This is a genomic window from Zobellia russellii, from assembly GCF_044597075.1.
In the GTDB taxonomy this organism is placed as follows: domain Bacteria; phylum Bacteroidota; class Bacteroidia; order Flavobacteriales; family Flavobacteriaceae; genus Zobellia; species Zobellia russellii.
The window spans coordinates 7,501-20,494 of sequence record NZ_CP139000.1 but is presented as its reverse complement, the minus strand read 5'-3'; the positions used below and the strand labels follow the sequence as shown (position 1 = coordinate 20,494).

8 protein-coding genes (1 of these 8 cut by a window edge) are annotated in these 12,994 nt (G+C 38.7%); 3 read left to right on the top strand and 5 right to left on the bottom strand.

The window, feature by feature from the left end; translation table 11 throughout:
* Positions 1 to 18: 18 nt before the first annotated feature.
* A complete protein-coding gene (locus SJY45_RS00065) occupies positions 19 to 1,881 on the bottom strand; it encodes a RagB/SusD family nutrient uptake outer membrane protein (protein ID WP_215914829.1) in 1,863 nt (620 codons plus the stop codon).
* Between the two features lie 21 nt (positions 1,882 to 1,902).
* Positions 1,903 to 5,115, bottom strand: coding sequence for a SusC/RagA family TonB-linked outer membrane protein (locus tag SJY45_RS00060; protein ID WP_400072794.1), 3,213 nt, complete (start codon positions 5,113 to 5,115; stop codon positions 1,903 to 1,905).
* 249 nt (positions 5,116 to 5,364) lie between these two features.
* Here SJY45_RS00060 and SJY45_RS00055 point away from each other — a divergent pair, with 249 nt between their 5' ends.
* From SJY45_RS00055 to SJY45_RS00045, 3 genes are read left to right on the top strand one after another with little or no spacing between them, the layout of a single operon-like run.
* Positions 5,365 to 6,381: a LacI family DNA-binding transcriptional regulator gene (locus SJY45_RS00055; RefSeq protein ID WP_400072792.1), complete on the top strand. Its 1,017-nt coding sequence runs from the start codon at positions 5,365 to 5,367 to the stop codon at positions 6,379 to 6,381.
* A 15-nt stretch (positions 6,382 to 6,396) separates the two neighbouring features.
* The gene (locus tag SJY45_RS00050) at positions 6,397 to 7,311 is read left to right on the top strand and encodes a ThuA domain-containing protein (protein ID WP_400072790.1); all 915 of its coding nucleotides are present in this window, start codon (positions 6,397 to 6,399) and stop codon (positions 7,309 to 7,311) included.
* A gap of 34 nt (positions 7,312 to 7,345) precedes the next feature.
* Complete coding sequence (locus tag SJY45_RS00045) at positions 7,346 to 8,155, top strand: DUF6503 family protein (protein ID WP_400072788.1); 810 nt, start codon at positions 7,346 to 7,348, stop codon at positions 8,153 to 8,155.
* A gap of 8 nt (positions 8,156 to 8,163) precedes the next feature.
* Here SJY45_RS00045 and SJY45_RS00040 read toward each other — a convergent pair whose 3' ends face one another.
* The 3 genes from SJY45_RS00040 to SJY45_RS00030 all read right to left on the bottom strand — a co-directional run.
* A complete protein-coding gene (locus tag SJY45_RS00040; protein ID WP_400072787.1) occupies positions 8,164 to 10,395 on the bottom strand; it encodes a c-type cytochrome in 2,232 nt (743 codons plus the stop codon).
* A 307-nt stretch (positions 10,396 to 10,702) separates the two neighbouring features.
* Positions 10,703 to 12,652, bottom strand: coding sequence for a sulfocyanin-like copper-binding protein (locus SJY45_RS00035; RefSeq protein WP_400072785.1), 1,950 nt, complete (start codon positions 12,650 to 12,652; stop codon positions 10,703 to 10,705).
* Between the two features lie 10 nt (positions 12,653 to 12,662).
* On the bottom strand, positions 12,663 to 12,994 hold the 3' end of the coding sequence (locus SJY45_RS00030; RefSeq protein ID WP_400072783.1) for a family 16 glycoside hydrolase. It continues 1,555 nt past the right edge of the window; the window shows 332 of its 1,887 coding nt (coding positions 1,556–1,887); its start codon lies off the right edge, out of view — the gene reads right to left on this strand; the stop codon is at positions 12,663 to 12,665.

Genomic DNA, 12,994 nt, shown 5'->3' with positions numbered 1-12,994 from the left:
ACAAAAACAAACTCAACTCTAATTATCATTATCTGATTCAGGAATACTAGTCAGAGGAGCAATGTTAAGCTCAGCTCCCGGATATCCTTCATTTTGATTGATTCGCCCTTGGGTATTGGCGTTTATTGCGGACGCTGGTATAGGCCATAAAACATGGTAAGGGCTCATGGTGAAAGACACGCCAAAAATAGTCTTAAGACCTGGAACGTTATAAAAATCCGTAACATCCATAATCCGATCATACCAAAAGTTATCTTGGGAAAAATTATCCAAATTATATGATTTTCCATTGTAGGCAGTTCTTCCTGTTTTTGCAAAAATGTATGCAATTCTTGTAAGTTCTGTTTTTCTACTTTCCTCATAGTACAGCTCTCTCGCACGCTCATCTAGAATCATATCTATATTAACGTCTGTTGCGGTTATAGGGTCAGCTTCTGCTCTTTGTCTCACCGCATTTATATCTGCCGCCGCTAAAGCATTATTATTGTTCCAAAAGTAAGCTTCGGCCCGTAGCAAATAGGTTTCTGCAATACGATAGACATACCAGTCTCCATGCCCGCCCGCTGGTCTTGTAGCGGTTGGATCTGGAACCAAAAATTTATATTGAGGGAATCCGTACCAATTTCTAATAGTATCAGAACAAAGTGGCGTGCCGTCCGGAAGGTAAAGCTCTAGGTTTTTACCATAAAAGGAATTTCCCGCTTCTTTTAAACTTGGCGCGTTATATACCAAATCTTCCATATCGTACCAGTTACCAAGCTTATGTCTTTGATCATCATTAGCATCTTTCCAAATTTCTTTAGTGCTATAATTGGTTCCTCTGTTTCTACCTATCCCTCTGCCTATATCTGTAACCAAATTAATTTCTGCTTCAGGAGAGTCTGACATTCCATTCTGACCATCTGGGGTATTGATAAAACGCCACCATAAAGGCACCGCTTGTCTCTGAATACTAGTACCTCCACCTGTAGCTCCTTGTTCACGAAACTCCAAACGGTCTATTGCCACTAAAATTCCTTCAGTGTTACCTGGTATACTTTTATTTTCAACGCGATGTAAATCCCAAGTTACATCTTTGGTATCATCGTTTGCATTAATACCAAACCTTTCTGTCATTAGAGCATATTGACCGCCATCTATAACTTGAGATGCCGAAGTTATGGCTGCATCAAAATCACCCAGAGCAAGATTTACTTTTGTTAATAGGTGTAAGACGGCTCCTCTTGTAACTTCTCCGCCAGGTGCCACTTCATTGACCATGGTAGCTGCCATATTCAAATCTTCTTGAATTTTTCTTAGAACAACATCTCTTTCAGTTGAAACAAAATCCAATTTTGGACCACTTATTTCTTCCAGTACCAAAGGTATATCACCAAATTGATGCGTTAATCGATAATAACGGTATGCTCTATGAAAAAGGGCTCTACCTAAAATATCCGCTCGCTGTTCGGCACTTTCAAACTCTGCATCATCCAACCTATCAATAACCGTATTTGCAAATTTGATTCCCTCGTAAAAACTCTCCCAATACCAGTTAATTTTATTAGTATTACTACTATTGTTATTGGCGTCTGGTAAAATCTGAGCATTTAAATCTTGAGCAGGGCCAGCCTTATCCGTTGTACCCTCAATAGAAACCTCAGAAAAAATATTCTCTGTAATCATTGGTGCACCATCTCCATAAAATTCACCACGGATTCCGGTAAGCGCTTGTGAAAGAATCGCATTTAATCCTTCAGGTGTATTCAAAGCATTTTCAGGTGTGAAAAATGATTTTGGTTCTTGATCCAAGAAATCCTTGCTACAGGAAATGGGAACAAATAGAGCGACCAGAAAGAATCGTATCAGGTTTTTCAAATAATATGTGTTTATATTTTTCATCTTACTGCTGGATTTTTATTGTTATAGACTTAAATCGATACCTACCGTAAAGAATCTTGGTGTTGGTTCTCGACCATTGGCACTGAAGAGACCATTAGAACCTCTTGATGCTCCATTTACGTTTGAACCTTCTGGATCATAAAAATCCCAATCCGGAGCCCAAACAGCCGCATTTCTAATATTTGCATAAATACGTGCACTAGACATTGATAATTTTGACAAAATTGTTTCCGGAAGTCTATAGGCCAGTGTTATATTGCTTAAGCGAACGAATGAACTACTTCTATAAACATTAAAACCCGGACCGTCATTTGAAAACAAACGGGCATAATCATCAAGTGGATTATCCGGTGTCCAATAAGGAGTTTGTGGTGAGTTTACCCTATCAACAAAACCGTTTCTATTTTTTGCCTCATTGAATACTCGTTTTTGACCGAGTCTAGCATACCACTCAAAAGAAAAGTCAAAATTTTTCAGAAAAGAAAAACGGTTGGACATACCCATATTAAACTGAGGTGAACGGTTGCCAACAAAAACCTTGTCATCATCTGTAAAAATGCCATCTCCATTAACATCCCTTAATTTAAAATCACCTGGTTCAAAACCAAGCTCCGCAGCTTGGGCCGCTTCATTGTTTTGCCAAACTCCCAAAACCTCGTAATCCCATATAACATCCGTTGCCTGACCAATAAATCTTTGGGTAGTTAAATCATCAAGTTCATTTCCGTTTTCATCCAAGTCTCCGTACAGGGCGTTGATTTTATTTCTATTCAATGAAAAATTGAAACTCGTATTCCAGCTGAAGTTCTCCCGGTTGTAGTTTTGGGTCGAAACTACAAATTCAAGACCCTTATTCTGAACTTCTCCTAAGTTTGTAAAAACTTCGTTAAAGCCTATTACACTTGGCAATTGCCTACGTACGATTAAGTCCGTAGTAACATTTCGGTAGGCATCAATAGACCCCTCTACAATACCTCCCGCAAAGCTAAAGTCAAGTCCTAAATTGACCGCCTTTGTTCTTTCCCATCTCAAATCAGGATTTGCTATGGTATTGTTATTAAATGTTGGAACTGGAACAACGGTGCCGCCATCTACATTGAGATAATTACCTCCGGACAACTCTGACAACTGCGCATATGCACCCAAGCCTCTTTCATTATTGAACGATCTAAAGCCTCCGGGATCAGGACTAGTACTAATTCCTCTAGCACTACCAAAACCTCTGTTCCCATTCTCACCATAGGATGCTCTCAGTTTTAAAAAGGTAACAAAATCGGATTTAAAAAAATTCTCTTCAGATACCGTCCAAGCTCCTCCAACAGAAGGAAAATAGGCTCTTTTATTGTTAAGACCAAATGCGGAATACCCATCTCGTCTCATAGTTAAACTCAAATTATACCTAGAATCATAGTTATAATTGAACCTGGTCATAATAGCATCTCCCGTAGTCTCTTCATCATCAGTAAACACAGTTTGATTTGTACCCGCTTGTAAATTGCTAAAGCCTAAGGCATCACTAGGTTCAAAGGTATTCGCGTTAGCTATGGTGGTATAGGTTTCAAACTTTTCTGCATAAAATAGGGCCGTTAGACCAAACGTATGCTTATTTATTATTTTGTCCCAGCGTATAATATTATCCAACTGATATTCCTTTTGTTTTCTATTCCACCTCTGTGCGCGTCCTACGACATTATTAGGGTTTAAAGAAGATGCATGAACAAAGTATTCTTCAATATCCAACCTATTCGTAAAGCCAAGTTCATAAGAAAAGCCCAAAGGCAACTGCACCTTAGCATACACCCTTGAATTGAAAGTGTGTTCCAAATCAACTAAATCATCATAAGTTGGTCGCAAAAAAGCTGATGAGGCACCCGCTCCTGGATCATCTTGAGGGCTTATCCTTAACAGAGTACCCTCATCATTAAATTCCGAACCCCAAGGGGAGGAACTAAAGACCTGGTTTTGATCAGCAGGAATAAACCCTTCATTTCGTTTCGCAAATTGGGTGTTCATTCCCACGGTTAGCCAAGTATTTACTTTGGCATCTAAATTTAAGCGCGATCGCAGTGCTTCAAATTTTTCCCCAACAACAATGCCTTCATTGGATGTCCGACCAATAGACCAGTAATAATTCAATCCTCCGTTGCGACCGGAAATACTTACATTTTGTTCATTTCTAAAGCCGGTTTGCATTATTTTATCATACCAATCAATACTTTTGCCAGCTAGATAATTCTGCACTTCAACATCTTGAAACCCTATCCTTGTCAACCATGCTGTTGTCGGGTCTCCTTGTGCACCGGTATAAGCCAGCCACTCATCTACTGAGACACCATCGGGCAGGTTATTTGGATTATCAAATATACCTGGGTTTTCAGAGGCTAGCTGACCTCTACTACTTTTAAAAACATCCACACGCCAATTAGCATAACCGTCTGGGCTATAAGGCCTAACCGGGTTCTGTTCACTTGCAAAACCAACACTGGAATTGATTGTAATAACAGGTTTGTCACTAGACCCTTTTTTAGTAGTTACCAAGATGACACCACCAGCTCCACGCGCACCATATACAGCCGCTGAACTAGCATCTTTTAACACATCTAATTTATCAATGTCTGCCGGGTTAATATCTGAAAGGTCACCTGTATAAAGTATACCATCTACAACAATTAATGGGCTAGTACCTGCCGTTAGACTATTATTACCCCTGATTTGAATCTGACTCGTTCCTTTTGGTGATGCAGAAAAACCTATATTAAGTCCCGCTACGTTACCGCGCAAAACATCAGTAACCGAATTTACGGATTGGTTGGATAGTTCAGCTGCATCAACTTGAGCAACCGACCCTGTTAAATCCTTTTTCTTGACCGCTCCGTAACCTACAACAATGACTTCATCCAATGAAGAAGCGCTGGGATCAAGCGAAACATTTACCTCAGTATTTCCGGCCACGGAAATTTCTTGAGCCGCATAACCTATATAGCTAATTACTATTACTGAGTTTTGATTAGCCACGGAAATGGAATAGTTTCCATCAAAATCTGTAGACACGCCATTAGTTGTTCCCTTCTCTACCACAGTAGCACCGGGAAGTGGAGCGTCATATTCATCTGTCACAGTTCCTGTAACAGTAAATTCATCTTGAGCATAAGCCGAAAACGAAAAAATCCATACGAGCCCCACGAGACATAACGATTGTCTTAAGAGCTTAAAATCACTTAATAATTGTTTCATAAAGAGTGAGTTAAAATTGGGTTTGATTATTTAGGTCTAATTGACAAAAAACAAAACTATAAAAATTTATGAATTACGCAACCGATTGCGTAAATTAATTACACGAAACTTGTTAATTACATTATAATTGCACACAAAAACTTTGAATTTACCCGAATTTAACCTCTTTAAAACAATTATTACGGAAATACCCTTGTATATTTCAATTTGTTGCGTAATATTGTTGCAGTAACATTGCACTAACCAAAAATGGCAAAAAAAGTAACGATATACGACCTGGCACAGAAACTAAATATCTCTCCGGCCACGGTCAGCAGAAGTTTAAACGACCATCCGGCCATTAGCCAGAAAACCAAGGACAAGGTATTAATGGTTGCAAAAGAAACCGGCTATAGGACCAATAAATTCGCAGCCAACCTTAGCAAACAAAAATCCAATACTATTGGGGTAATCGTACCAAAACTGAACTCCAATTTCATGTCTACGGTTTTATCCGGTATTGAGAAAATAGCCAATGATATTGGTTACAATCTAATTATTAGTCAATCTTTAGAGTCCGAAGAAAAGGAGAAGCTCAATGCAAAGACCCTTTTTGACAGTGGCGTAGATGCCTTGCTAGTATCCCTTGCTTACGAAACGGAAAATTTTGATCACTTTACTACTTATACAGATCGGAAAATTCCGCTCCTATTTTTTGACAGGGTATGTGATTTACCCAACTGCCCTACTATTTCCATAGACAACCATGCCGCAGGATTTGACGCAACACAACATTTAATTGAGCAGGGCTGTAAGAATATTGTTCATATAAGTGGTAACCTTAAACGTAACGTATATGTCAATAGGTTTGATGGCTACCAAAGAGCTCTTTACTCAAACAACATTCCGTTTAGAAAAGAAAACCTGTACGAAAGCGATTTAAACATAGAAAACGTAAAGGACATTATTTCTAGAATAAAAAATTCCGAACACAAGGTAGATGGTATTTTCGTTTCTAACGACACCTTTGCCGTGCACTGCATAAAGGAATTAAAAAAAGAGGGCTACAGCATTCCTGAAGAAATAAAGGTTATTGGGTTTAACAATGACCCTGTCTCAGAAGTAATATCACCCAACTTAAGTACCATAGAATATCCTGGATACAAAATGGGAATTCTTGCAGGAGAGAGCATTATAAGCCACTTAAGCGGCTCCATTAACATTCAATCCGCGGATCAAATACTTATCAAACACAAATTAATAAAACGAGAATCTACTAAAATTTAAAGACAACTACCACCCATGAAAAAGAGTATTACCGCACTATTTTTACTTGTTACGGGACTAATTTTTTCCCAACAAATTGAAGATTTTAAAATTACCGAAGAATGGCTGGCCAAGATAGAAAAACTGGCTCCGTCCGAACCTACAGTGAAAAACGTTTCCAAAAAGAAAATTTTAGTTTTTTCAAAAGCAACAGGATTTGATCACTGGACCATTCCCCATAATGCAGAAATGTTAAAAATACTTGGCACAAAATCCGGTGCATTCGAGGTTCATATAGCGTATGACATTGAAAGTTTTGACAAAAAGAACCTAAAAAAATATGACGCTGTCGTATTTAACAATTGTAATCCTTCTGGTCCTAAAAGGGATTTATTTTGGGATTTGTTACAAAAAAACTCCAACCTTCCCGATAATGAAATAGCAGTTTTAGCCGAGCAATATGAGACCAATTTGTTAGACTATGTGGCCAAAGGCGGTGGTCTTATGATATTGCACGGGGCTATTACCGTTCAGAACAATTCCAAAAAGTTTAGTGAAATGACAGGCGGAAGCTTTGACTACCATCCTAAACAGCAAGAAATGCACGTTAAGGAAGTAGACCCAAAACATCCTTTAGTGCGAGCATTTAACGGAAACGGACTTACACATGTAGATGAACCATATTTTTTTAATAACGCTTACTTTGATTACAACTTTAGACCACTGCTATATATTGAAATAGATAAATTGGAGGGAATGAGAAAAGAAGTTGATGAAAAAGTCAATTATGTTTCGTGGATAAAAAGACATGGAAAAGGCCGTGTTTTTTATAGCTCGCCATCTCACAATGCGCAAAGTTTAGACCATCCGGAGTTATTACAATTTTTCTTGGACGGACTGCAATATGTAGTGGGCGATTTAAAATGCGACGACTCCCCAATAGGAAAATAGATAAGGTTGGACTAATTTTGCTTAAAACGGCAAATTGAAAACAATTCATACCACCATTACAGTAGCGCTTTTTTGTTTATTAATCTCATGCAAAGAGACCGAAAAAAAACCTAAAAGTAAAGTTCCAGATGTTTCCGAAACATCCGTAACAATTGAAGACATAAGCCTGTTAGACAAATGTATCAACGCACACGGCGGCATCGATGCTTGGAGGTCATTTACCGGACTTTCGTACAACCTAACCGAAAAGGGCAAGACTGTTTACCAACTTACTAATATTAAGGACCGCAGAGCCTACCTAAAATCTAAGGATTACGAGGTAGGCTTTGATGGTAAAGTGGCATGGGCCAAACCCGATGCTTCTAAAGTACCGGGCAAATCTGCGGCGTTTTACTATAATTTAGACTTTTACTTTATTGGAGTGCCTTTCTTACTGAAAGACCCGGGCGTAATTGCTTCCGAAGAGGGAGAATCCGTTATTAACGGAAAAGCCTACGAAACTTTAAAAATCACTTTTGGCTCAGAAGTTGGGCTTACCCCGGAGGACGTATATTACCTCTTCTTAAACCCTGAGACTTTTCGGTTGGAGATACTTACCTATTCAGTTTCCTTCTTTGATAAACAGAACGCATCAATAAATTCGGCAAAAGTATATTCAGACTATATAGAGGTGCAAGGTTTAATGATGCCAACAAAAATGGAAAATTTTGCGTGGAAGGACGGAGAACTTGGAGAAAGCACAAACCATGTACGCCTTTTTAGCGACATTCGCTTTTTGGATAAAATAACTGACGAATCTGTTTTTGAAGCCCCACAGGGCTCCACAACAGAAGCTATCAACTAAGCAAAGTATTATTTTTTAGAATAGTCCAATAATTCTTGTTCCGTGTACTCCGCTCCGCTTTTAGGCTTTGTGTTGCGTAACTCTTCTATTGTTTCCAGTTTTAATCTACTTGGCACATCAGAAAATGCGTTGGTCACATAGGAGATAATATCGGCAATATCTTTATTTGAAATATCTTCATTACGAATAAGGCCTGGCATAGCTAGATTTAAATCATACCTTTTTCCCTTAACCGTAACAGGACCTTCAAGCCCATGCAGAATAATAAGACCAAGTCTTTCTGTGTTTGCTACATGCTCAGAGCCCATTAACGGTGGTGCAAGCCCTTCAATACCTTGCCCGTTTACTCCATGGCAAGATGCACAAATCTCATAGAACATTTTAGCTCCACTTGTTCTTGTGTCCTCTACCAAGGATTTTCTAGCGAAAATAGGGTTGACCTTATCTTCTTTTCGCTTTTCATCACTTGTAGCTAAGGCTTCAGCAAGCATTTTATTTGTAGGTGCTATTGCTTCTTTTAATATTTGTTCATCGCCTTTTACCCCACTCACCAAAGCCTCGGTAAAAATGGGTTTCTTTGAATATAAACTGCTCAATTCTTCCATAATTGGCAAAAACTGTTCTTTATCCAACGAAACCAAACTACCCATTATACTGCTGAGATAAAGATTTATCGTTACGTTATTTCTTGCTATAAGTTCTTTGACCAACTCCATATTCTTCTTCGCGCCAGCTTCTTTTAGAAAGGGCTCAATAAGTACAAGTGCATGTGCTCCAAGTTCCGGAGAACCTTTTAGGGCAACCTCTTTTAGAAGGTCATAAGATAGTGCGCTAAGACCTTCAAGGGTATAGAGCGCGTGTATTTGAGAAACTGAATTTTGTTCACCTAGAACAAGCCCCTCCAACTCTCCTACTACATTCTTATCCTGCCTGTAAACAAGTACTTGCTGGGCACGGTCCCTAACCCAACCGTTGCTGTCTTTCAACAATGCAACAAGTTGCATAGACTTCAAGTCATCAAAGTTTTGTAAAGTCTTCTTTGGTTGCCCCATTTTCTTAACTCTAAGTATACGTCCAAAGTTAATTAAGGTATCCAGTTTATTGACTGCAACTTTTTTCTTTAGATAAGGACTCAAATATGCATGATGGCCTATCATACCCCTATGCATATCCGTTATATACATGCTTCCATCAGGGCCATTGTTTAAGTTTACCGGTCTGAACCCTTCGTCCGTTGAAGTTAGAAACTCTTTGTTTTCGTAAGCCTGTTTCGCAATAGTTGAGTCTCCTGTAAAGGTTAAAATATTTCTCTTAATGAGATTACCTTCGGGGATACAGACAAAAACGTTCTCATCATACTCCGCCGAAAACTCACCCCCCCTATACACCAAAGGAGCACAGGCTGCAGTAGCCTTTACCAGTATACTATCCTGATTTAAAACTCCTTTTGCATAACCTCTGTTCACTGTAGTTGCGTGTTTAGGATAGACACGTTGGTCCTTCGTCAACATTCTATTCACTCCAAATTCCGGTGTAAAGTATTTATTTTTCACCAGTACATTGGGCAATACATGGTCCCCTAACAACTGTCTTGAATTATCGTTAAAATATAGTCTTCCAAAATTATCGTGACTTATTCCCCACTGCCCTCTAAAAGTGGTGGCTTCTTTTTTCCACACCCCATTTTCACGTCTGTATCGGAAATTGGATTTTGCATTATAAATCCAGTTATCCACATTCATCATTAAACCATTTGGTTGATGTTCCGGATTACCCTCTACGGCATAAATTGAATCTACCACTACCCTATTAACCGGCTTGTCATCATTTATCTCTGTAAAATAAAGAAAAGGAGGTTCTGAGTATAACAGTCCCCCATATACATGGGCCAGAGCCCTAGGCATTACCAGACTATCTAGGAAAGTTTTGGTATGATCTACAATTCCGTCATTATCCAAATCTTCCAATATATCAATACTTCCTATCGGTTTGGTCTCATCACTGCCCTGCATATCGTTCATATAACCCGGCATTTGTACCACCCAAATTCTACCTTGATTATCAAAATCAATAGCTACAGGAGCTTTTAAATAGGGTTCTGAAGCTACAACATCCAACTCAAAACCGGATTCCACCTCATAACCCTCTAAAGAGATACGTGGTTCATCATAAGAAGTTGTACAATTAGTCAAAAAAATAAGGAGGGTACCAAGAAAAATAGGGGATGTAAATAACTTCATTCTACACAAAATCTTTATGCTATACTAATATCGTTTAAAGATACACTAAACAGTGATCAAATACATGAGAAACCAGTGATAACCGGCATCGTTTAAAATAATAAAGAAAATCTTTTTATAAAGTGAGATGTATGTTAAAGGTCAAGATTACAGAAGGTTTTAAGTAATTCAACAAACAGAAATACATGAGCCTCTATTTGTAACAAAATAGTGCTCCACTTTAGAATGAAGCACTATTTCCTCATGTTTTTTCAAAAGAAATCTTTTACTGCCATTACATGAAAGTCCTGTAAAAACTTGAAATCGATTATTCAACGATTAGTTTAATACGCATTGAAGCCGAGTGTCCGGGAAAAGTACAAACAATCCAATATTCACCGGCAAATTGGGGAGTATCAAAATAGATAGTCTCTTCTGATTCTGGTTGAACGATACCGGTATGAACCAATACCAAATCGGAATCGGGTACATAATTTAAGTCCGCCCCATCAAGCCCCAAGTGCAGCGCCAAATCGCCTACTTCGTTTACCGAACTTTCTCCTCTATCCGTAATCACGAGATTGTGAAGCATATCATCATTATTATTAAACGTAATTTCTACCTTGGATTTTCTTTTGAGTTTTAACTCGGTTATATCATATTTAAGACCTGGCTTAGTACTGATTACGATTTTCTTGTCCGGTCCATTAACCCAAGTTAACGGCATCTCGTTTACTCTTTTAGGCTGCGCCAAACCACCTTTACCGGATTCAGTTTCAATTGGAACAGATTTTAAGGTACCACCAGGAACCTCATTTAGCGTATAGTAGCCCGTATCATGTAAAAGTTTTTCTCCCGTAGTTGCTTTTAGATCAGGAATTTTTAACTGGTGAATAAAACCCAATTTCATACCACTAACCGTTAAACGAGCGGAAAGGCCGTCTTCCGAAACTTTGACGCTTGTTACCTTGGCCTTTTGTTGGTCAACAATAGGACTACCATAAGTATTATGGTACAAATAATTAAAGGTTGTAATTTGGTAACTAGAAATATCCGTGGCCATTTTTTTATTTACAGGCTTCGTGAACTCCAAAAGAAAACCATCATCTTCGGCCTTCATGGTTTTAATCTCAAAAGGAATCTTTCCATTCCATTTCAATCTCTGTAAACCGAACATTTTTCTTCCTGTAGATGACCAACCTCTACTTGTCATCCCTACGAACATACTGTTATCGCTTCCCCATAACATTCTTAAAATCCCGGATGAGAATCCCTCTACAAAGGGGAAAACGGCACCTTGGTAAACTCCATTTATCTTCTCCATGTAAACCCTCATAATTTTGCTATGTCCCTGATCACCCACGAACATTTGTCCTTCAAATGGGCCAAACTTGCCCTCAGTGGTATCATAAATCATATCCGAAGTAGAAATACCCAATATAGTATGTGGCAGCCAAATAGCAGGCGCTCTTAATTCCGGAACTTTTTTTGAATACTCATATAGACTTAATCCAGATTGTTCCTCAATATCCTCTTTTTTAAGTTTTAATGGGGATTGAGGGTCACCTGTCCAAACCAACCCTTCAGGATTACCAGCAAAGGTTCCTTTCTCTAAGTGGGTTATTCTTCCTGAGCCTACCCAGTCTCCTTGGTTTTCCGAGTAAAAAACATCTCCAGCACCATTAATAACAAATCCTGATGGGGAACGCAAACCAGTTGCGATCGGAGTCATTTGTCCTTCCGGTGTTATTCTCAACATCCATCCTCGCCATTTTACCAAACTAGCTCCATGACCTATCCAAGATAAATTCAGCGTGACCAACATATCACCATTCTCCGTAAATTTTGGACCGTACGAATAATCGTGATAATTACCCGAAAGCGGCCAGGAATAAATGGTCTTGTACACGTCTGCAACGTCATTATTGTCCTTATCCGTTAGCTTGGTAAGCTCACCTCTTTGTGCGAGATAAAAACTTTTGTCTTTATAATTTAGACCTAAAGCTTCATGCATCCCGCTCGCAAATTTTGTATAGGAAGGCGATTTACTATACGGGTTATCTATAACCCAAACTTCCCCCCTTCTGGTTGAAACACCCAATTTATCATCGTCTGTAAGAGCTAAACCACCAACCTCCAAAATAACATCATCCGGAATGGGCACATCAACAATGTCATAGAATTGAGCTTCTTTTTTGGCCATGGCCGATTGAGCCACTCCAAATTGACAACTACCAAATAGTACTAAAAAAAATATTGTTTTATATAAAGTCTGCATGCTCTGTTTTTTACCAAATGATACTATACTCAACCTTTTGCTCTCCTGTTGGAATTTTCACCAATAGTTCATCAATCCCATTCGCTTCACTAATTGTAGGAACAAGACTGTCGTCTGAAAAATTCACAAAATAACTTTCGTCGTTAACGATATATGAACCATCCGGGAGCTTCTCTATAGCTTCTCCTGATGCAACTTTATGCCAAATTTCACCTTCACCGCTAGTTAATATAGTTCGGTTTAATTTTCGTTCATTTGTAGATGGAACCATTTTATCCATGATTACTTTGGATTCCATTTTCCTCAAAAAAGTAGGGATTCCACTTTTATCTATCTCGTAAC

Excerpts from the sequence above, each read along its gene's own strand:
- SJY45_RS00065 (WP_215914829.1), bottom strand. The coding sequence starts at position 1,881 with ATGAAAAATATAAACACATATTATTTGAAAAACCTGATACGATTCTTT.
- SJY45_RS00060 (WP_400072794.1), bottom strand. The coding sequence starts at position 5,115 with ATGAAACAATTATTAAGTGATTTTAAGCTCTTAAGACAATCGTTATGT.
- SJY45_RS00055 (WP_400072792.1), top strand. The coding sequence starts at position 5,365 with ATGGCAAAAAAAGTAACGATATACGACCTGGCACAGAAACTAAATATC.
- SJY45_RS00050 (WP_400072790.1), top strand. The coding sequence starts at position 6,397 with ATGAAAAAGAGTATTACCGCACTATTTTTACTTGTTACGGGACTAATT.
- SJY45_RS00040 (WP_400072787.1), bottom strand. The coding sequence starts at position 10,395 with ATGAAGTTATTTACATCCCCTATTTTTCTTGGTACCCTCCTTATTTTT.
- SJY45_RS00035 (WP_400072785.1), bottom strand. The coding sequence starts at position 12,652 with ATGCAGACTTTATATAAAACAATATTTTTTTTAGTACTATTTGGTAGT.